The sequence below is a fragment of the Pontibacillus sp. HMF3514 genome, assembly GCF_009858175.1.
GTDB lineage: Bacteria > Bacillota > Bacilli > Bacillales > BH030062 > Pontibacillus.
Genome location: NZ_CP047393.1, coordinates 2,871,322 through 2,893,004, shown reverse-complemented (window position 1 = coordinate 2,893,004; position 21,683 = coordinate 2,871,322). Strand labels below are relative to the sequence as shown.

General features: G+C 38.1%; 20 protein-coding genes. 19 read left to right on the top strand and 1 reads right to left on the bottom strand.

Annotated features, from left to right (window positions below):
- Positions 1–402 precede the first annotated feature (402 nt).
- Entirely contained in the window at positions 403–795 is a 393-nt protein-coding gene (locus GS400_RS14910) for an FxsA family protein (RefSeq protein WP_160103078.1), read from the top strand.
- A 51-nt stretch (positions 796–846) separates the two neighbouring features.
- Here the strand turns inward: GS400_RS14910 and ytvI are convergent, their stop codons facing one another.
- On the bottom strand, positions 847–1,974 hold the full coding sequence (gene ytvI / locus GS400_RS14905) for a sporulation integral membrane protein YtvI (RefSeq protein ID WP_160103076.1): 1,128 nt from the start codon (positions 1,972–1,974) through the stop codon (positions 847–849).
- Between the two features lie 315 nt (positions 1,975–2,289).
- Between ytvI and citZ the strand changes: the two genes are divergently transcribed.
- The 18 genes from citZ (at position 2,290) to GS400_RS14815 (ending at position 21,677) form a co-directional block, all read left to right on the top strand.
- On the top strand, positions 2,290–3,405 hold the full coding sequence (citZ, locus tag GS400_RS14900) for a citrate synthase (RefSeq protein WP_160103074.1): 1,116 nt from the start codon (positions 2,290–2,292) through the stop codon (positions 3,403–3,405).
- Between the two features lie 154 nt (positions 3,406–3,559).
- The gene (gene icd, locus GS400_RS14895; protein ID WP_160103072.1) at positions 3,560–4,846 is read left to right on the top strand and encodes an NADP-dependent isocitrate dehydrogenase; all 1,287 of its coding nucleotides are present in this window, start codon (positions 3,560–3,562) and stop codon (positions 4,844–4,846) included.
- 27 nt (positions 4,847–4,873) lie between these two features.
- Positions 4,874–5,812, top strand: a complete 939-nt coding sequence (gene mdh, locus GS400_RS14890; RefSeq protein WP_160103070.1) for a malate dehydrogenase — start codon at positions 4,874–4,876, stop codon at positions 5,810–5,812.
- A 97-nt stretch (positions 5,813–5,909) separates the two neighbouring features.
- Positions 5,910–6,386, top strand: coding sequence for a MaoC family dehydratase (locus GS400_RS14885; RefSeq protein ID WP_160103068.1), 477 nt, complete (start codon positions 5,910–5,912; stop codon positions 6,384–6,386).
- A 150-nt stretch (positions 6,387–6,536) separates the two neighbouring features.
- Entirely contained in the window at positions 6,537–7,253 is a 717-nt protein-coding gene (locus GS400_RS14880; protein WP_160103066.1) for a response regulator transcription factor, read from the top strand.
- Positions 7,240–8,991 carry a two-component system histidine kinase PnpS gene (pnpS, locus tag GS400_RS14875; RefSeq protein WP_160103064.1) on the top strand — a complete coding sequence of 584 codons (1,752 nt, stop codon included), beginning with the start codon at positions 7,240–7,242 and terminating at the stop codon, positions 8,989–8,991. The genes GS400_RS14880 and pnpS overlap by 14 nt, the downstream gene beginning before the upstream one ends.
- Positions 8,992–9,442: 451 nt before the next feature.
- Positions 9,443–9,601: a hypothetical protein gene (locus tag GS400_RS14870; protein ID WP_160103062.1), complete on the top strand. Its 159-nt coding sequence runs from the start codon at positions 9,443–9,445 to the stop codon at positions 9,599–9,601.
- A gap of 382 nt (positions 9,602–9,983) precedes the next feature.
- Positions 9,984–10,934: an FtsH protease activity modulator HflK gene (hflK, locus tag GS400_RS14865; RefSeq protein ID WP_160103060.1), complete on the top strand. Its 951-nt coding sequence runs from the start codon at positions 9,984–9,986 to the stop codon at positions 10,932–10,934.
- Entirely contained in the window at positions 10,927–11,856 is a 930-nt protein-coding gene (hflC, locus tag GS400_RS14860; RefSeq protein ID WP_160103058.1) for a protease modulator HflC, read from the top strand. Before hflK ends, hflC begins: the two co-directional genes overlap by 8 nt.
- 123 nt (positions 11,857–11,979) lie before the next feature.
- The gene (polA, locus tag GS400_RS14855) at positions 11,980–14,619 is read left to right on the top strand and encodes a DNA polymerase I (protein ID WP_160103057.1); all 2,640 of its coding nucleotides are present in this window, start codon (positions 11,980–11,982) and stop codon (positions 14,617–14,619) included.
- 18 nt (positions 14,620–14,637) lie between these two features.
- Positions 14,638–15,462 (top strand): DNA-formamidopyrimidine glycosylase, encoded by an 825-nt coding sequence (gene mutM / locus GS400_RS14850; protein ID WP_160103055.1) that lies wholly within the window; start codon positions 14,638–14,640, stop codon positions 15,460–15,462.
- Between the two features lie 79 nt (positions 15,463–15,541).
- On the top strand, positions 15,542–16,180 hold the full coding sequence (gene ytaF, locus GS400_RS14845; RefSeq protein ID WP_160103053.1) for a sporulation membrane protein YtaF: 639 nt from the start codon (positions 15,542–15,544) through the stop codon (positions 16,178–16,180).
- Between the two features lie 13 nt (positions 16,181–16,193).
- The gene (gene coaE / locus GS400_RS14840) at positions 16,194–16,793 is read left to right on the top strand and encodes a dephospho-CoA kinase (RefSeq protein WP_160103051.1); all 600 of its coding nucleotides are present in this window, start codon (positions 16,194–16,196) and stop codon (positions 16,791–16,793) included.
- Positions 16,794–16,957: 164 nt separating this feature from the next.
- Entirely contained in the window at positions 16,958–17,989 is a 1,032-nt protein-coding gene (locus GS400_RS14835) for a glyceraldehyde-3-phosphate dehydrogenase (protein ID WP_160103049.1), read from the top strand.
- Positions 17,990–18,245: 256 nt separating this feature from the next.
- Positions 18,246–18,623 carry an adenosylmethionine decarboxylase gene (gene speD / locus GS400_RS14830; RefSeq protein WP_160103047.1) on the top strand — a complete coding sequence of 126 codons (378 nt, stop codon included), beginning with the start codon at positions 18,246–18,248 and terminating at the stop codon, positions 18,621–18,623.
- Between the two features lie 616 nt (positions 18,624–19,239).
- Positions 19,240–19,647, top strand: coding sequence for a cytosolic protein (locus tag GS400_RS14825; RefSeq protein ID WP_160103046.1), 408 nt, complete (start codon positions 19,240–19,242; stop codon positions 19,645–19,647).
- Between the two features lie 28 nt (positions 19,648–19,675).
- Entirely contained in the window at positions 19,676–20,137 is a 462-nt protein-coding gene (nrdR, locus tag GS400_RS14820; protein ID WP_027447570.1) for a transcriptional regulator NrdR, read from the top strand.
- Positions 20,138–20,222: 85 nt separating this feature from the next.
- Positions 20,223–21,677, top strand: coding sequence for a replication initiation and membrane attachment family protein (locus GS400_RS14815; protein WP_160103044.1), 1,455 nt, complete (start codon positions 20,223–20,225; stop codon positions 21,675–21,677).
- The last annotated feature ends 6 nt before the right edge of the window (positions 21,678–21,683 follow it).

Below are 21,683 nucleotides of genomic sequence, written 5' to 3'. Positions count from 1 at the left end.
AAAAACGCTTTATCTCAGGACTCTAACCCTCTTTTATCTTGTTAAGGTGCAACTAACAAATACCAAACAGAAACACTTATTACGCTGCGGTTCCGTTAATCTCATTACGGCTAAGGTGGGCTGGGAAACGGGCTGACTCCTCCGGAAAAACGGGCGAGCGAGACCCCGCAAGAAGCGTAGCGGATGAGGAGGCTCGATCGTTCGTCCGGGGAAAGCAGCCCGTTTCCCAGCCCGCCGCACTCCATTAAAGCAACGGAACCATACTCACCTTATCTCGAAACCAAGTCTTCAAGATAAGGGGGCTTTCCTGGAATAAGTGGAAGACAATAATTCCAATAGAACACGAGGCATGTCTGACATGTTATAATAGGTGAAAAGATTTTCTCTGAAAGGAAGATGGTCTTGTTTCGCTGGTTATTGTTATTTATATTAGTTGTTCCAGCTTTAGAAATAGGTGTACTTGTTTGGGCAGGTAATTTAATCGGTCCATGGTGGGTCATTCTCCTGATCATATCTACCGGGATTCTAGGAGCATACCTAGCCAAACAACAAGGGATGGAAACACTAAACAACGCACGTGAAGCGGTATATAGAGGGATGATTCCTCATGACGAAATATTTGATGGTATCTGCATATTAATCGGAGCTGTTGTACTATTAACTCCTGGTTTTATTACTGATGCGATCGGATTTACACTGCTATTTCCAACTACACGAGCACCAATAAAGTCTGTATTAAAACGTACCGTAAGAAAAATGATGGAAAACGGAACCATTACGGTATTTAGACGATAAAGAAAAAAGCTGACTCCATGATTTTAATGGAGTTAGCTTTTTTTACAGTTTTTATTGTGACCGTCCCAAAATATATCTCCAAGTATCATGAAATACTCCTGATCGATAGAGTGTATTTAGAATAACCAATGTAACAGGTCCAATAATAAGCCCCAAGAAACTAAACATCTTAAACCCTACAAATAAAGCTACAAGTGTGGCTAAAGGATCAAGGCCGATGTTCGTTGATAACACTTTAGGCTCCATCATTTGTCTTTGCACAATCACTATAATATACAAAATGGAAAGACCTATTGTCATGAAGTAATTACCAGTAAAAAACATATAAATGATCCATGGAATAAAGATAAACCCTGTCCCTAAATAAGGTAGCAAATCAACAGCACCAGTGATCATCGCAATGGTCACCGCATAGTCAACTCTTAAAATTAATAATCCAGCTAATACTATAAATGCTGTAATAGATATAAGAGTGAATTGTGCTTTCATGAATCCAAATAAGGCTTTCTGTAATCCCTTTAAGACATTACCACTTGATACGGTTAATGGTTCAGGAGCAAACTGAAGAATTTTCTCCTTTAATTTATACCAGTCCTTACTAATGAAAAATGTCCCTAATAAAGAGAAGATGATAATAGTAGCTAGATTTGGTAGTTTACCTAATTGACTAGGGATGCTATTTAACAACAGTTTTAACCATGTCGCACCGCTTTCAGCAACTTTAGTTCCGATCGTTTGAATTTGTTCTAAAACTTTCTCTTGTTGTGTGGGATCTAAAGTATTAATTATTGTAGTTAATCTTTGATAAAAAGGAATGACCTGTGCAGTTATGACACCTTGTACATAACTCACTAAGTCTTTAAAATGACTAGGTATGATATTGGCTAAATTATTGAAACCATCAATTAGCTCAACGACGAGGAGAACGATAACACCTATAATGGCAGCTAATATAAGTAATATCGTAAGAAATACTGATAATGGGCGAGGTACCTTTGCTTTATTCTCCAATAAATTCACAAGTGGATTCATTAAAAATGCTATCCCAATTGCAATTATAAAAGGATACGTATATTGCGCAGTGTAATAAACAGTAATGCATCCGGTGATAATAATGAAAGCAACTAATAAAAAGCGTGCTACACGCCAAAGATTTATCCAAAAATGATGCATGTCCATTGCATAAATCAACCTCCTCTCATAGGTATCTTCTTATGCAAATATATGATTAAGAATGTCTATCTATCACTTAATAAGCTATTTCATGTTTAAGTTACATCTAACTGGGACAATGTAATATTTTGTTGAAATGAATCGAATTTCAACAAAATATTATGATAATTAAACGGTTTCAATTCACAAAAATATGTTATTTGTTTATAATTGTACGTGGGGATTGCATCCCGAAAAAATTTTAATGAAAAAGTTAAGCGTTTTCTTGTAGTTTTCGGAAAACGCACATGGGGAAATTATATTTTTAAAGGAGAGGGATTTATGGCAGTCACAAGAGGACTAGAAGGAATCGTAGCAACTGAATCTTCTATTAGTTCCATTATCGATGACCAATTAACCTATGTGGGTTATGACATTGATGATTTAGCTCAAAATTCAAGTTTTGAAGAAGTTATTTATCTTCTTTGGAATAAAAAGCTTCCAACGCTTAATGAGTTAAATGAATTTAAAAAGGATTTGGCTCTAAACATGGCCATTCCAGATGAGATAATTGATCATCTTAAATCTTACAATCTGGAATCGGTTCACCCTATGGCAGCATTGCGTACAGCGGTATCCATGTTAGGCCTATATGATGAAGAATCTGATGTTATGGAAGAAGAGGCTAATAAGCGTAAAGCTGTGCGTCTACAAGCTAAAATGTCAACGATCGTGACAGCTTTTGGGCGTATCCGCAAAGGTCAAGAGCCTGTATCTCCGCGTGAAGATTTCAGCTTTGCAGCAAATTTCTTGTACATGCTTAATGGTGAAGAGCCGAAAGACCTTGAGGTTGAAGCGATTAATAAAGCTCTCGTACTTCACGCCGACCACGAACTAAATGCTTCTACATTCACAGCACGCGTTTGTGTAGCAACACTTTCCGATATTTACAGCGGTATCACTGCTGCAATTGGAGCTTTAAAAGGCCCATTACATGGTGGAGCAAATGAACGTGTTATGGCGATGTTATCTGAAATTGGTGAAGAAGACCGTGCTATTGATTACATTAAAGAAAAGCTAGAAAACAAAGAAAAAATCATGGGTATGGGACACCGTGTATATGAAAAAGGTGATCCACGTGCTAAGCACCTACGAGAAATGTCTCGTGAACTAACAAAGATCACTGGCAACTCTAAGTGGTATAACATGTCTGTGAAAATTGAAGATTACATTAAAGAGCATAAAGGTCTTCCTGCAAACGTAGACTTCTATTCTGCTTCTGTTTACCACAGTCTAGGTATTGACCATGATCTATTCACACCACTATTCGCAGTTAGTCGTGTGTCAGGTTGGTTAGCTCACGTACTTGAACAATATGAAAACAATCGTCTAATTCGTCCACGTGCTGATTATGTTGGACCAAAAGGACAAAAATACACACCTATTGAAGAACGCTAAACTCTTTTGAAGCAAGTGAAGAGCGTGGGATAACATGATTGTTATTCCTTTCTTTGCTTTTCCGTTTTTACTTATCGTATGATAATGAATGTACGATATTTTTGTTGGCATTCAAAAAACATTTTTTGTTTTTTTAGAGTGACCTATTTATGAAATGCATTTGGAGGGATTTACAATGGCTGAAAAAATTACTGTAGAAAATGGACATATGAACGTACCTGATCATGCGATCATTCCTTTTATTGAGGGTGACGGTATTGGTCCAGATATTTGGGCTGCAGCAAGTAAAGTTATCGAAGCTGCTGTACAAAAAGCTTATGGTGACACAAAGAGTATTGAATGGAAAGAAGTATATGCTGGTCAAAAAGCATATGATAAAACTGGTGAGTGGCTTCCTGACGCTACATTAGAAACAATCCGTGATTATAAGATTGCAATTAAAGGGCCTTTAACAACACCAATTGGTGGAGGAATTCGCTCTCTTAACGTAGCACTTCGTCAAGAGCTTGATCTATTTACTTGCCTACGTCCAGTACGTTGGTTTGAAGGCGTTCCATCTCCAGTTAAGCATCCAGAAGATACAGACATGGCAATCTTCCGTGAAAACACAGAGGATATCTATGCTGGTATCGAATGGCAAGAAGGTTCTCCAGAAGTGAAAAAAGTAATCAACTTCTTACAAGACGAAATGGGTGTACATAACATTCGTTTCCCTGAAACATCTGGAATCGGGATCAAGCCTGTATCTGAAGAAGGAACAAAACGCCTTGTGCGTTCTGCTATTGAATATGCACTAAATGAAGGACGTAAGAATGTTACACTTGTACACAAAGGTAACATTATGAAGTTCACTGAGGGTGCATTCAAAGCATGGGGTTACGATGTAGCTGAGCAAGAATATGGTGACAAAGTATTCACATGGAGACAGTACGATGAGATCGTAGAAAAAGAAGGTAAAGAAGCGGCAAACAAAGCAGAAGATGAAGCAGTAGCAGAAGGTAAAATTGTTGTTAAAGATGCGATTGCAGATATCTTCCTACAGCAAATCTTAACTCGTCCAAAAGAGTTTGATGTTGTTGCAACTATGAATCTTAACGGAGACTACATTTCTGATGCTCTTGCTGCTCAAGTAGGCGGAATCGGAATTGCACCAGGTGCGAATATTAACTTTGAAACAGGCCATGCAATCTTTGAAGCTACACACGGTACTGCTCCAAAATATGCTGGTCAAGATAAAGTAAACCCTTCTTCTGTAATCCTTTCTGGCGTTCTAATGTTAGAACACCTAGGTTGGAGAGAAGCAGCTAATCTAATTACAAATTCCATGGATAAAACCATTGGTAATAAGACCGTAACATATGACTTTGCTCGTATGATGGACGGTGCTACTGAAGTGAAGTGCTCCGAGTTCGGCGATGCACTAATCAAAAATATGGGCTAATTGTTGTTAGAAGGAAAGGGGATTAATATGGCTATCCAAAGAAGAAAAGTATCTGTTATTGGCGCTGGTTTTACTGGTGCTACAACAGCTTTAATGATTGCACAAAAAGAACTTGCTGATGTTGTACTAGTAGATATTCCTGACCAGGAAAAACCTACACAAGGTAAAGCCTTAGATATGCTTGAAGCAAGCCCTGTACAAGGCTTTGATTCAAATATTACAGGTACAGCAAACTACGAGGATACTGCTGATTCTGATCTTGTTATTATCACTGCTGGTATTGCTCGTAAGCCTGGTATGAGCCGTGATGACCTAGTTGCAACGAACTCTAAAATTATGAAGAGTGTAACTCAGCAAATCGTAAAATATTCTCCTGAAACAACAATCGTTGTATTAACAAACCCTGTTGATGCAATGACGTACTCTGTATTCAAGGAATCTGGATTCCCTAAACACCGTGTAATTGGTCAAAGTGGTGTGCTGGATACGGCGCGCTTCCGTACCTTCATCGCACAAGAGCTTAACCTATCTGTAAAAGATATTACAGGTTTCGTTCTTGGTGGTCATGGTGATGATATGGTGCCACTTATCCGTTACTCTTACGCTGGAGGTATTCCTCTAGATAAGTTAATTTCTCCAGAGCGTCTTGATGAAATTGTTGAGCGCACACGTAAAGGTGGGGGAGAAATTGTAGGGCTTCTTGGTAACGGTAGTGCATATTATGCACCAGCTGCCTCACTAACGGAGATGGCTGAAGCGATTCTTAAAGACCAACGTCGTGTGTTACCAGCTATCGCTTACCTTGAAGGTGAGTATGGCTATAAAGATATTTATTTAGGTGTACCTACAATCTTAGGTGGTAATGGTTTAGAGGATATTATTGAACTAGATCTTACTGAAGATGAGAAGGCTGCATTAGATAAATCAGCAGACTCTGTTAAACACGTAATGAATGTAATCGAATAACACTCGATGTTTTCATTTATTGACTAGAAAGCTCGGTTTAGCACCGGGCTTTTCTTATCAATCTTAGGAAAACGCTTACGTTTAGGGGGTGCGCAAAATGTTAGGTAAAAAACGAACACTTGGGAAAAAGTTGAAAGACATTAATGTCGGTGATTCTTACACTACAACTGCTAAAATTGAAGACAAGGATCTTTTACTCTATTTAGGTATTACAGATGATGCAAATCCTCTTTATATTCAACATGATTATGCATCTCAGACGCCATTTAAACAGCCACTTGTTCCACCTGTTATGTTAATTGGATTGGTAACATCGGCGGTATCCATGCAGCTTCCTGGACCTGGATGTCACATTGTAGAAGAGCACATCCGCTACCCTAAACCGGTTTATCATTATTCAGAAGTGACGATTACATTAGAGGTAATTGAGGTTAAACAGGCAGAACATGTTGTATCTGTTAAAGTTACTGGCTTGAATGAAGATCAACAAGTAGTCATAACAGGTACAGTTGAAGTATCACCTGCTTATGAGCCAGAGTCTATGAATGCTCGCTCTCTTGAAAACTTTTATTAATAACTGATTTGCATAAGATTCCCTTAACAAGGGAATCTTTTTGTTTGTAAAAACTCTGTAAAATTTCATCTGTAAGGGGTTTAAATTCTTTTGAAAATAGGAGCTTCATTGTATGATGGAAGTACATTATAGAACTGAGGTGTTAGGTACATGTCTCAAAAAATACTTATAGTAGATGATGAAGAATCTATTGTAACCTTGTTAAAATATAATATCGAACAAGCTGGTTTTGATACTGAAGTAGCTTATACAGGCCAAGAGGCATTGAATCAAGCAAATGAACATACCTTTGATTTAATCGTGCTAGATGTCATGCTTCCTGAGATGGATGGCATGGAAGTTTGTAAACAGATCAGACAAAAACAAATCCAAACACCTATCCTCATGCTTACTGCTAAAGATGATGAATTTGATAAAGTCCTTGGGTTAGAATTAGGTGCAGATGATTATTTAACCAAACCATTTAGTCCTCGGGAAGTAGTAGCTAGAATTAAAGCAATTCTTCGACGAATGACATATACAACGAAAGAAAAAGAATCTGATAGTCCTAGTATTCAAATTGCAGATTTAGTTGTGTACCCAGAACAGTACGAAGCAACCATTAAAGAGGAATCCATGATATTGACACCGAAGGAATTTGAGCTTCTCCTTTACTTAAGTAGAAATAAAGGGCGTGTCTTATCCCGTGATCAACTTTTAAGTGCTGTATGGAATTATGATTTTGTTGGTGATACACGTATAGTTGATGTTCATATCAGTCATTTAAGAGAGAAGATTGAACCAGATACAAAGAAACCTGTTTATATTAAAACAATTAGAGGGCTGGGATACAAAATGGAGGATCCTTCTCGCGATGCAAAAGTATGATTCTCGTCCGTTTCTAACCTATTCGATTATCGCTATTTTGCTTATGTTAGGACTAGGGTTAGTATTGGCTCAACTCACGAAAAACTTCGTGGCTGATGTCATTGAAGAGCGAGTAAAAAATGAGGCTCAATATTTATCTGAATTTGTGAATGATGCTTCTGATTTACAGCAATTGGATGAGTCAAGCCGTCAATTAAATATCGGAATGATTTATGTTACTCAAGAAAAAGAAGTTCTTTTGAATAATACAGAGGATATCCTACGCTTATCCAATAAAGAGATGACGACTGTACAACATTTTATTACGGATAGCGATGGTAACTTCTCAGATTATCAAAAAGGTTATTTACGTGAGCATATGTTTTTCTATCCAATTCAAACAAATTCGAGTAGTTTAGATGGTTCTTTAATTCTCGTGTTAAAAATAAGCTCGCTAGTTAATGTCACTTCTAACATTTGGCTAATCATTGGCATAACAATGTTTATTGGTATTTTAGTGATGGCGACATTGGGTCGCAATATATTCGAAAAATATATTAAGCCTATACGATCAGCTTCTGGAGTTGCCGATGAGCTTGCTAAAGGGAATTATCGGGCTCGTACATACGAAGGGAACTTTGGAGAAGCGGAGAAGTTAACGACCTCTATAAACGTTTTAGCCAGAAACTTACAAGAGATGACGATGCAAAAGCAAATGCAAAAAGATCGTCTAGAAGCTGTTATCAGCAATATGGGCAACGGGCTTATGTTAATTGATGAAAAAGGCTATATTCATTTAGTAAACCGCGCATTCTTAGAAAGCTTTGGTGGAAGTTCTTCTGATTATTTAGGATACTTATACTATGAGGCTGTAAAAGAAGAGGAAATCCACAAGGCTGTTAAAGAAGTTTTTATGACGGAGGAGACCGTTCGAAATTCATTTATTCTTCCTTTGCAAATTGAAAGACGATTTTTGGAAGTGTTAGGTGCTCCAATTATTAATCATGAAAAAGAATGGAAAGGCGTTGTGCTTGTTTTCCATGATATAACAGAATTAAAACATCTCGAACAGATGAGAAAAGACTTTGTAGCTAATGTTTCTCACGAGTTGAAAACACCGATTACTTCCATTAGAGGCTTTTCTGAAACGTTGCTCCAAGGAGCTATGGAAGACGAAGCTCTTCGAGAACAGTTTATTAACATCATTCTTAAAGAAAGTGAACGTCTGCAGTCACTCATTCATGATTTACTTGAATTATCTAAGTTAGAAAAAGAAGGATTTCATTTAAATATTGAATCTGTATCTTTAAAAGAATTAATCGAGGATATCGTTCCAATCGTTGAACAACAAGCTAAAGAAAAAGACATTACGATAAACCAAAACATTCATGAAGGTGAAACGATCCGTGCAGACTCAGCAAGACTGAAGCAGGTTGTCATGAATATGTTGACGAATGCAATCAATTATACTCCTCAGCAAGGCGAGGTGGGGATTGAACTCCATAGTAATGATGACTATATGGAAATTATCGTAAAAGATACAGGCATTGGTATTCCTGAAGAGGATATTCCGCGGATTTTTGAACGTTTTTATCGTGTGGATAAAGCGAGAAGTCGAAACTCAGGTGGAACAGGCCTTGGTTTAGCCATTGTAAAACATATTGTTGAAGCACATGAAGGCTGGATTGAAGTAGAGAGTGAATACCAAAAAGGTACTGCTTTTCATATCTACTTACCGAAAAAGTTTACAAAAACTTAATATTCTGTTAAATATCCCTTTATACTCCATTGATATATTTACTATGAAACCCTTTCATCCAAGGTGTTTTCTTTGTTTGGCGGAAGCGAACAGCGCTTCCGTCCTTTTTAATTTACATAATGTAAAATATTGTTTTTTTGATAGATGATACTTAAGTAAGGTCATACAAAATTTATTCAATTAAATGGCAGTAATATGGAATAACTGTTTTAGTGAGATAGGCGGTTCCGTTGCTATTGTGGAGTGCGGTGGGCTTGGGAACGGGTTGCTTTCCCCGGACGAACGATCGAGCCTCCTCATCCGCTACGCTTCTTGCGGGGTCTCGCTCGCCCGTTTTTCCGGAGGAGTCAACCCGTTCCCAAGCCCACCTTAGCCGAATGGTGATGAACGGAACCGCAGCGATATGAGGAGGTAATGCTTACGGACATTTGATCCGCTATTTCACCTTAAAATGGTTTTTCTAAAGAGCTTACGGACATTCATTCCGCTAATTACTGCAAATCACCTTAATAAAGAGCAATCTGTCACAAATAAGGTACCATATGTCCGTAACGAACCTCGAAATACCTTTAAAGTTCAAAATAAAGGAACAGATGTCCGTAAGGGTTAGAGCTCAAATAACTAGGGTCCGTTAACCTCCATAAACGCAAAGGGGTGAAGGAAACGGCAAACTCCAGTGGTAGCAAAGGGCTGACGAGATCCCGCAGAGAGCTTGCGAACGAGGAAGCTCGGCTGGTCTTCCACAGGAGGCTTGCCGTTTCAATGAACCCCTTACTCTTTTCCAACAACGGACCTCCACTGCACATTATCTCGAAACCAAGTCTTCAACATAAGGGGGCTTTAATGGAATAACAGTCTAAATAAACATCCACCATATTTTTCTTTCCTTCTTCTTAACTTAAAAGTAAAAAATTTGTGATAGAATGAAACGTATGACTGACATAATTCGTAATACAATTGTAACAATCATGAAATAAGGGGAGAGAAAGCGAATGACATTAAAACAAATCTACATGTGGCTTGCCATTACAGTTGGCGTCGTTGTACTAGCCATTGTTGGGATAACAAGCTGGTACACCGTCGATGAATCCGAACAAGCTACGATGTTAACTTTTGGTGAAGCAGGTGAGGATATTACAACTCCAGGACTTCATTTTAAAATGCCTTGGCCTGTTCAAGAAGTTAGAAAGGTATCTAAAGAAACCTTTAGTCTTGATTTCGGATACAACCAAGATGATAAATCAGGAGCAGATCAGATTCGAATGATTACGGGAGATGAAAACATTGTATTAGCCGATTTAGTTGTACAATGGAAGATTACAGCGCCATCCCAATACTTATTCCACTCTGCAGATCCAAAACAAATTTTAAATAATGCCACTTCCGCCTCATTAAGAGGGATTATTGGTTCATCTAAAATTGATGAAGCCTTAACTTCTGGAAAGGCTGAGATCGAAAATGATGTGCGTGAATTGTTAAAGTCTCTGATAGCTGACTATGATATTGGCATTTCCATTATTGATGTGAAGCTACAAGAAGTAGACCTTCCAAATGAAGAAGTTCGTACTGCATTTACAAAGGTTACAGATGCACGTGAAACGATGAATACGAAAATTAACGAAGCAAAGAAATATAGAAACCAAAAATATGAAGAAGCATTAGGAGAAAAGGATGCCATTATCTCAAGAGCCGAAGGAGATAAAGTAGCTCGAATTCAAAAAGCAAAAGGTGATGTTGCACAATTTGACGCACTGTATGAAGAATATGCGAAATCTCCTACTATTACAAAAGACCGTCTTGTGATTGAAACACTTGAAGAAGTGTTACCTGAGGCGAAAATCTATATTATGAATGATAGTGGGAATACCTTGAAATATTTACCTTTAGACCCTAGCAAATCAAAAACAGTAGCACCAGCACAGGGAGGGTCCAACAATGAGTAATGAAAACATTGTAGAAATGAATAAACCTAGTTCTAACGAGATTAAACGATATGTAAGAATTGGACTTTCTCTTATCGTGTTTGTGCTATTACTTATTGGGTTATTTAACTCTATTTTTATTGTTAAAGAGGGAGAATATAAAGTTGTACGACAGTTTGGGGAAATTGTGAATACTGAAGAAACACCGGGTCTTAAGTTTAAGGTTCCATTTATTCAAACCGTTACAACGCTTCCAAAAAAGAAAATGGTCTATGATGTAGCACAAAAAGAGATTAATACACTGGATAAGAAGCGTATGATTATTGATAACTATGCAGTATGGCATATCACCGATCCAGATAATATGATTAACACAGCCAGAAACATGGTAAATGCAGAAACTCGTATGGGTGAGTTTATATTTTCTGTTATTCGGACCGAGTTAGGTCGAATGAATTATGAAGAGATTATTAATGATGAAAAATCCTCAAGAGGTAATTTAAATGAACGAGTTACGAAACAAGTGAACGAATTGCTAGCACGTGATGAATACGGAATTCGTGTGGAAGATGTACGAATTAAACGAACTGATTTACCCGACGAGAACGAGCAGTCAGTATACCGCCGCATGATTTCAGAGCGTGAAACAAAAGCTCAGGAATACCTATCTCAAGGTGATGCTGAGAAAAGTCGTATTATCGCTCAAACAGACCGTGATGTAAAAGAAATGCTAGCAAAAGCAGATGCTCAGGCTGCACAAATCCGAGGGGAAGGTGAACAGGAAGCAGCGCGTATTTATAATGAGTCCTTTTCTAAGGATGAATCGTTCTATCGACTTTACCGTACTCTAGAATCTTATAAGACGACGATCGATGGAGAGACAACGATTATCCTGCCACAAGATTCTCCTTACGCACAAACATTAACCGGATATTTTGAATAATACAGAGGCGACTTTTTCTTTCTCTTACCGAACATGGTAAAATGAGAGGAAAGAGTCGCTTTTTTTTGCATAGTTTCGAATTGACTACATAAATGATCGATCACGTATAAAGGAGTGCACGACATGTCTCAAAAATTAATATTAATCGACGGGAACAGTATTGCTTACCGCGCGTTTTTTGCTCTCCCGCTATTGAACAATGATAAAGGCGTACATACAAATGCAGTTTATGGTTTTACAACGATGCTGTTAAAGATTCTAGAGGAAGAACAGCCTTCTCATGTTCTAGTTGCTTTTGATGCTGGGAAGACAACTTTCAGACATAAAACGTATGAAGAATATAAAGGTGGGCGCCAAAAGACACCTCCAGAGTTATCCGAACAATTTCCACTAATACGTGAATTGCTAGATGCCTTTCACATTTCTCATTACGAACTTGATCAATATGAAGCAGATGACATCATCGGTACTCTTGCTCGCCTAGGTGAGCAAGAAGAATGGGATGTAAAAGTTATTAGTGGTGACCGTGACTTATTACAGCTTGTTTCTGATAAAGTATCCGTTGCGCTTACCAAAAAGGGAATTACAAATGTAGAAACGTACACACCGTCATTTATGAAAGAAAAGATGGACGTGGATCCGAATCAAATTATTGACTTAAAAGCGTTAATGGGAGATAGCTCAGATAACATCCCAGGAGTTCCTGGAGTAGGTGAGAAAACGGCTGTTAAATTACTTAAACAATTCGAGACCCTTGATGGTGTTTATGAACACTTAGAAGAGGTCAGTGGTAAAAAATTAAAAGAAAAGCTTACCGATAACAAAGACAATGCTTATATGAGTAAAGATCTTGTAACGATCAATGTTTATTCACCTATTGAGGTAGGTTTAGAAAAAGCACAATATGAAGGCTACGAATATCAACAGGTAAGCAGCTTTTTCCGTGATCTAGGGTTTAACTCACTTCTAAGTCGCATTGGTGGTGAAGAGGCTGAAGCGGAGGAAGTAAACGAAAGCTTACCTCACATAGAAGTAGAAACCATTGAAGAAGTTAGAGAAGAGCACTTAGCTGAAACAACTGCACTAGTAATTGAGATGCTTAGCGAAAGCTATCACACTGCTGATATTGAAGGAGTTGGACTTGTTCATAAAGGTGGCAAGTACTTCATTCCTGGAGATCAAGCTCTTCATTCAGAAGTGTTTAAGAAATGGGCAGAAGATACGAATAAGAAAAAGTGGGTCTTTGATGCTAAGAAAACACTAGTCGCAATGAAGCGCTATGGTATTGATGTAAAGGGGCTCTCGTTTGATCTGTTAATTGCCTCCTATATTATTAACCCTTCTGAAAATCATCACGATATCCCTGCAATCAGTCAACGAATGGGGAGAAAAGAAGTAGCTTTTGATGAAGAAGTATATGGGAAAGGAGCCAAAATGAAGGTTCCTGAGACAGACCTGTTAGCGGATCATGTAGGTCGCAAAACAGACATGCTGTTTCAATTAAAAGAAACAGTTGAGGAACAATTAAAAGAAAATGAACAGTGGAATTTATACCATGAGCTTGAAATGCCGCTTTCTCAAATTCTAGGTGTCATGGAATACACAGGTGTGCAGGTAGATGTAGACCGCTTGAAACAAATGGGGGAAGACCTTAAGGAACGCCTTGCTGAATTAGAGAAAGAAGTGTACGAGCTTGCTGGAGAAGAGTTTAATTTAAATTCACCTAAGCAACTAGGTCCCATTCTATTTGAAAAGCTTGAGCTTCCAGTTATTAAGAAAACCAAAACGGGTTATTCAACATCAGCAGATATTTTAGAGCAACTGCAAGATAAACACCCGATTATTGAAAAAATCTTAATGTACCGTCAGTTAGGTAAACTTCAATCCACATATATTGAAGGACTGCTCAAGGTAGTCCATGAGGATACAAATAAAATTCATACAAGATTTAATCAGGCATTAACCCAAACAGGTCGTCTAAGTTCGATTGAACCAAACCTGCAAAATATCCCGATTCGTTTAGAAGAAGGAAGAAAGATCAGACAAGCGTTCATTCCATCAGAAGAGGGTTGGAAGATCTTTGCCGCTGACTACTCTCAAATTGAGCTTCGTGTTCTTGCACACATAGCACAGGATGAAAAGTTAATTAGTGCCTTTAAAGAGGGAGCAGATGTTCATACGAAGACAGCAATGGATGTTTTCCATGTATCTGAAGGTGAAGTTACGGATCAAATGCGTCGTCAGGCGAAAGCGGTCAACTTCGGAATCGTTTATGGAATTAGTGATTACGGCCTTTCTCAAAGCCTGGGAATTCCTCGTAAGGAAGCGAAGAAATTTATCGATCGATATCTTGAAAGCTACCCAGGGGTAAAAGCATACATGGATGAGGTCGTACAAGAAGCAAAGCAAAACGGATATGTAACAACTCTCATGAACCGTCGTCGTTATTTACCGGAGATCACTAGTCGAAACTTCAACCGTAGAAGCTTTGCAGAGCGTACAGCAATGAATACACCAATTCAGGGTACTGCAGCAGATATCATTAAAAAGGCTATGATTGATCTTTATCACGCTTTAGAGCAAGAAGGGCTAGAAGCACGCATGCTTTTACAAGTTCATGACGAATTAATCCTCGAGGCACCTGAAGCGGAATTAGAAAAGCTACAAAGCTTAGTTACGAAGGTGATGGAAGAAACGGTCGATCTTGAAGTTCCATTAAAAGTGGACGATGAACAAGGTGACACATGGTATGATGCGAAGTAAAGGAGTGTTTGAATACCCATGCCAGAACTACCAGAAGTCGAGACAATCAAAAAAACACTCGAACAACTTGTTATAAATAAAACCATTCAAAACATTACAATACACTGGCCAAACATCATTCAACATCCTGATGATACAGAACAATTTAAGCAAATTGTTCAAGGTCAGACGATCCATCGAATTGATCGCCGGGGAAAGTTTTTATTATTTTACCTCGATAATCATGTGCTTATTTCTCACCTTAGAATGGAAGGGAAATATGGCGTTTTTCCAAAAACAGAACCTGTTACAAAGCATACACATGTCATATTTGAATTAACAGATGGAACAGAACTACGTTATCAAGATGTTCGGAAGTTCGGGACAATGCATGTGTTCCCTATCGGAGATGAATTTAGCTGTCCTCCGTTAGATCATTTAGGTCCAGAACCATTCGAAAAAGCATTCACTGTAGATTATCTAAAAGAAAAACTAAATAAAACAAACCGGCACATCAAGACGGCTCTTTTAGATCAAACCGTATTGGCTGGGTTAGGAAACATTTATGTGGATGAAGCTTTATTTAGGTCTTCCATCCATCCTATGAGAAGAGCTTCTGATTTACGTGATGAAGAAATTACGTCCCTTCACAAGGAGATTATCGAAACCCTTGGTGAGGCTGTTACACAAGGAGGAACAACCATACGATCCTATGTGAATAGTCAAGGACAAATCGGAATGTTCCAACAAAAACTCAATGTGTATGGTCGTGAGGAAGAAGCTTGTCACAACTGTGGCACAGTCATAAGTAAGATGAAGGTAGGGAATCGAGGTACTCACGTTTGCCTTAATTGCCAGAAATAATCACACTAAATCAATAGCACAGCTTATAAGCTCCCCCCATATACTAACGTAGAATATGGGGGAAGGAGCTTTCGTTTACATGCAAGAGATCATGACATTAATCATTCTGGCCTTCGCTGTTAGCTTAGATAGTTTTACTGTTGGTTTTACTTACGGAATGCGAAAGATGGGCTTACCTTTCAAAGCTATTCTCATCATTGCTTGTATCTCCGCAACAACTTTCTTTATTTCCATGATGATAGGAAAAGCTATTTCATGGTTTATTTCACCTCATATCACAGAAATTCTTGGTGGGGTGATTCTTATATCCATCGGTGCATGGGTTATCTATCAATTTTTTAAAAGTGATAATCATGGACCAACTGAGCCTAAAGATCCTTATATTTTAAAACTTGAGATTCAATCGTTAGGTATTGTTATACAAATATTAAGAAAGCCAATGACGGCAGATATTGATAAATCTGGCACCATCAATGGCATTGAGGCACTTTTATTAGGCTTAGCGTTATCCCTAGATGCCTTCGGGGCTGGTGTTGGTGCAGCTATGTTTGGGTTTGAGCCGTTGTTAACCGCAGGTGTTATTGCATTTATGAGCAGTTCTTTCCTTTGGATCGGTTTAAAAAGTGGATTTCTTTTATCCTGCTGGGGATGGCTTCATCGCCTTTCCTTTTTGCCAGGTGTACTTCTAATTTTAATCGGAGTAATGAAAATGACGTAAAGGGGCAATTATAATGACAGTTGTAATCGGACTTACAGGAAGCATCGCTACTGGAAAAAGTACGGTATCTTTAATGTTTGATGATTATGACATTCCTGTAATTGATGCAGATAAGATTTCTAGAAAAGTTGTCGAGCCTGGCGAAAAAGCATACAATCAAATTGTAGAAACATTTGGTCGTGACATATTACGTGAGGATGAATCCATTGATCGAAAAGCTTTAGGCGCAATCGTTTTTAAAGACGAAGAGAAGCGAAAAGCCTTGAATGGCATCGTTCACCCAGCTGTTAGGGAGAAAATGCTCGAAGAACGTGATGATTACGTTAGGCAAAATGCAAAGGCTGTTGTACTTGATATTCCGCTTTTATTTGAGAGTGAACTGACACATTTTGTAGATAAAATCCTCGTTGTGTATGTTGATGAAGAAATTCAACTAAAACGTTTAATGGAACGTGATGAAAGTACAGAGGATGAGGCTAAGAGTCGAATTAATTCTCAAATGCCTGTTTCTAAAAAGGCGGAGAAAGCTGATGCAGTCATATCTAATAATGGGACGAAACAACAATCATATGACCAATTGGATACGATATTAAGAAAATGGGAAGTTATTTAATAAGGGACCTACTACTATAATTTATAGTGGTAGGTTTTTTATTGGGTGAATACCCATTTATTTAAAATTTTTTAAATTATGGATTCCAAGTGTAATTAAATGTGTTATACTAATCATGCAAAAGGGAAGGGAAAAGTATATCATATTTGAGAGGGGTATGTGACATGACAGCACGTGTTGCAATTAATGGATTTGGACGAATTGGACGCATGGTCTTCCGCCAGGCGGTTAAAGATAAAGATCTTGAGGTAGTAGCAATCAATGCAAGCTATGAACCTGAAACCCTAGCTCATTTATTAACATATGACAGTGTTCATGGTCGTTTTCAAGGAGATGTGAAAGCGCTTGATAATGGGTTGGAAGTTGATGGTAAAAAGATTGATATCGTATCTTCTCGTGATCCCAAAGAGCTTCCATGGGATAAGCTTGGAGTTGATATAGTAATTGAAGCAACAGGAAAGTTTAAAACAAAAGAATCAGCAGGTGGCCATATCGAAGCTGGAGCTAAAAAGGTTGTAATCACAGCGCCTGGTAAAGAAGTTGATGCCACAATTGTTATGGGCGTAAATGAGAGCGTTTACAATCATGAGAAACATGATGTCGTATCAAATGCTTCATGTACAACGAATTGCTTGGCTCCTGTAGTAAAGGTTCTTGATGATGAGTTTGGAATTGAAAATGGATTAATGACGACTGTTCATGCTTTTACAAATGATCAGAAAAACTTAGATAATCCACATAAAGACTTACGTCGTGCACGTGGTTGTACACAATCTATTATTCCAACTTCCACAGGTGCAGCTAAAGCCCTTGGGCAAGTAATGCCTCAATTAGATGGGAAAATGCATGGAATGGCCTTACGCGTTCCAACACCAAATGTTTCTTTGGTAGACCTTGTTATTGACCTTAAGAAAGATGTTACGACCGATCAAATAAATAATGCATTTAAGCATGCATCAAAAAATAGTTTGGATGGAATTTTGTCATACTCTGAAGAACCACTTGTTTCCGTTGATTATACGACTACGGAATATTCCTCTATTATCGATGGTTTATCAACAATGGTTATAGATGATCGTAAAGTAAAGGTACTAGCCTGGTATGATAATGAGTGGGGTTACTCAAAACGTGTAGTAGATTTAGTTAAATTTGTAGGTGAAAAGTTAGCAAATCAACAAGAAGCCCGAGTATCATAAGGTATTTCCTACAAAAATCGTGATCAAAAGGGGAATTTGTGTCTAGCACACATTACCATATATATCCGAAAAATATTTCCATTTGTATATTGCAAAAAGGTTAGGAAGCGTTTATACTAACTTTTGAGCTTCTGAAAAACTGAAGGAAATATGACTGCTTAAAGGGTTAGGACCTCTTAGGACTAACTTTCCCCCGTGGCAGTACATGAGCGGATGTTAAGAAGTAACTTTTGTTTGTCTTGAAGGGGGATTCCCAATGGATACGATGGGTAGACATGTAATTTCAGAACTTTGGGATTGTAACACAGAAACACTGAACGATATGGCAATGATTGAGCAAATCTTTGTGGATGCTGCACTTAAAGCTGGTGCCGAAGTCCGTGAAGTAGCTTTTCATAAATTTGCACCACATGGCGTAAGTGGAGTTGTCATAATTTCAGAATCACATTTAACGATTCATAGCTTTCCAGAGCATGGATATGCGAGTATTGATGTATACACATGCGGCGATCGTATAGATCCAAATGTTGCTGCACAATATATCGCAGACGCATTAGAAGCTGCAACACAAGAATCTGTAGAAGTCCCACGCGGAATGGGACCAGTATCAGTACAAAAATTCAACGTTCTATAAAATAATCCTACTATATAAGGGATGCACAATTCGTGCATCCCTTTTTAATATGTAAATGTATCTTATTCCTTTTAAGCCCCCTTATCTGGAAGACTTGTTTTCGAGATAAGATGAGTATGCTTCCGTTGCTTATATGGAGTGCGGTGGGCTGGGAAACGGGCTGCTTTCCCCGGACGAACGATCGAGCCTCCTCAGTCACTACGTTCCCTACGGGGTCTCGCTCGACCGTTAATCCGGAGGAGTCAGCCCGTTTCCCAGCCCACCTTAGCCATATGGAGATTAACGGAACCGCAGCATAATACGTGTTTCTGATTCCTGTGTTAAGCTTTACTATAATGAAACAGAAGATGACTCAAACACCTGATATAAAGCTTGTTCACGTTATCTATGAGATTCATAGAACACTTTTAAAGCAATAAGGAAATTCAGCTAATTAGAGCTGACCCCTTCCTCTTTTTAACGCAACGGACCCTCCCACTCACTAAAATGCTTATTCAAGATAACTGCCATTTAACGGTACAAACATCTTTTGGTAAAAAAGAAATCGATAAATAACGCGATGACGTATTTATCCTTTGAAAATTTTTGATATAATAAATAAGAGGTGTAATGATCGATGAGTATTAAACAATGGTTTAAAAAGCATTTAACAAATCATGCTGAAACAAGTGAACAGCATTGGAATAATGAGTTACGTACTCACTATTTTAAAACGACTAAAGATAAAGCATTTCGTGCCATAGAAAAAATGTACGAGAATGCATCCAAATATGACATCATTGCAAAATCAGAGGAACACGGTGAAGTAAGTGTTGGAGTTAAAGGCAGTCGAAAAGCCTTTATGGTTATTAGTGTTATTATGGTCAAGCCATATCGTACAGCAATTGATTTTTCCGTAACCACAGAAACACCTCTTCCGTTTGATTTCGGATATAGTCATAAATTAATACAGATCCAATACGAATCTCTAAAAAAAGAACTCCCATTTCTTGAAACCTCAATGGCTCAGAAAATGGAAGTATAGGTAGAAATCAATACTGGAGTTGATGTAAGTGAAATGCCCAAATTGTGGCTACAAAAGCACCAAAGTATTAGATTCAAGACCAGTTGAAGAAGGAAAATCGATTCGTCGTAGAAGAGAATGTGAAGACTGTAATTTTCGTTTTACGACATTTGAGCGAATAGAAGAAGTACCATTAATCGTTGTGAAAAAAGAGGGGACGCGTGAGGAATTTTCACGTGAGAAGCTTATGCGAGGACTCATCCGAGCATGTGAAAAGCGACCAGTATCAGTGGAACAACTTGAGACAATTGCAACGAGTATTGAGCGTGAATTGCGAAACCGTGGAGACTCCGAAGTTCAAAGTAATGACATTGGTGCAATGGTTATGGATCGACTAGCTGAGGTGGACGAGGTAGCCTATGTCCGCTTTGCATCTGTATATAGACAGTTTAAAGATATTAATGTATTCTTAGACGAATTAAAAGATTTGATAAAACAAGAACCTGAATAAATGAGCTTTTAGAGCCGCGCTTGGCTCTTTTCTTTTTTACAGGTCCTAAGTCACCATGAAACGCAATTGTAAGGAGGAAGACATCATGGAGGAAGCGAATATTGGGAAGCTGTTACCTGTTGATGGGTTTACATTAAACGTACCTCAAAGTATGCCGATGGATGTTTCAAAAGCTTTGTCTCATTTATATCAGCCTATCATAGGTGTTTCAGCTGTGAGCCTGTATCAAACGCTTCTTTCTGAATATGACTTACAACAACCAGGTGATCGTATTAGAACCCATCATCTGTTAATGAATTATCTTCATATGCCATTAGATGATATTTATGATGCTAGGAAGAAGCTAGAGGCAATAGGCTTGATGCGAACGTTTGCCTTATATGAGCAGGGGCAAACTGTATATTCTTATGTGCTTCTTAAGCCTTTTACACCAAATGAATTTTTTGAAGATGATATGCTTTCTTTGTTATTGTATCACCATCTAGGTCAAGAAAAGTATGACCGTTTGAGAAACGCCTTTTACATGGCTACTAAAATTGATAAAGATGCGAAAGAGGTAACTTCATCATTTGAACAGGTTTTTTCTATGCATCACTTAACATCAGAGAAACCGCCTGATGGTCTTCATCGCCATGATGAAGAAAATGTTGTCTCGACTGGAGCGCAAGGTGTAAACGTACAAGAAGAGGTCGTTGATTACGAATGGCTATATAAATCTTTGCAAGAGCGTATGCTACCTGCACAAGAAATCTTGTCGCAAAAGCATCGTAAGGTTATTACGCAATTATCCCTTTTATATAATTTAGCCACATATGAGTTAGAAAAAGCGATTTTGTGGTCTATGAACGATCAAAATGAATTAATCTTATCTGAATTAAAAGAAGCGTGTCACGACCTTTATCAGAACAAGCCATCACCTTCTAAGAGTAATGAAAATAAGAATGTGACAGACCAACGAGAACGACTTTCTGTTTCTGACCAAACGAATCAGTCTGAATCGAATAAAGCATCCAATAAAGAAGAAGCACTTATTCAACAGTTACAGCAAATATCACCTAGGGAATTGTTAAGTGATTTGTCTGAAGGAGCAGAACCGCCAGAAAAAGATATTAAAATGATCAGAGACATTATGACACAACAAGGTCTTAGCCCTGGTGTGATGAACGTCTTGATTTACTATGTTTTATTAAAAACAGATATGAAGTTATCAAAGCCTTATATGGAAACCATCGCAGGCCACTGGGCTCGACTTCAAATTAAAACAGTAAGTCAGGCAATGGATGTTGCCAAAAAAGAGAACAAAAAATATCAGCAGTGGGCTACAAAGAAAAAGTCTGGATACCGAAAGCCTCAAAAGCAAGAAGTATTACCTGATTGGTTTAAAGAACAAAAAGCTGAGGAAGAGAAAAAGAGTCAAAGCAATCCTACTGAGGAAAAGGACCAAGAAAAATCTCCTGAGGAAATCCAGAAGGAAAAAGAGGATATTCTTAAGGCTATCAAGAATAGGTCTAAAAAGCGTACACGGAATAATGAATTGTAAGGATGA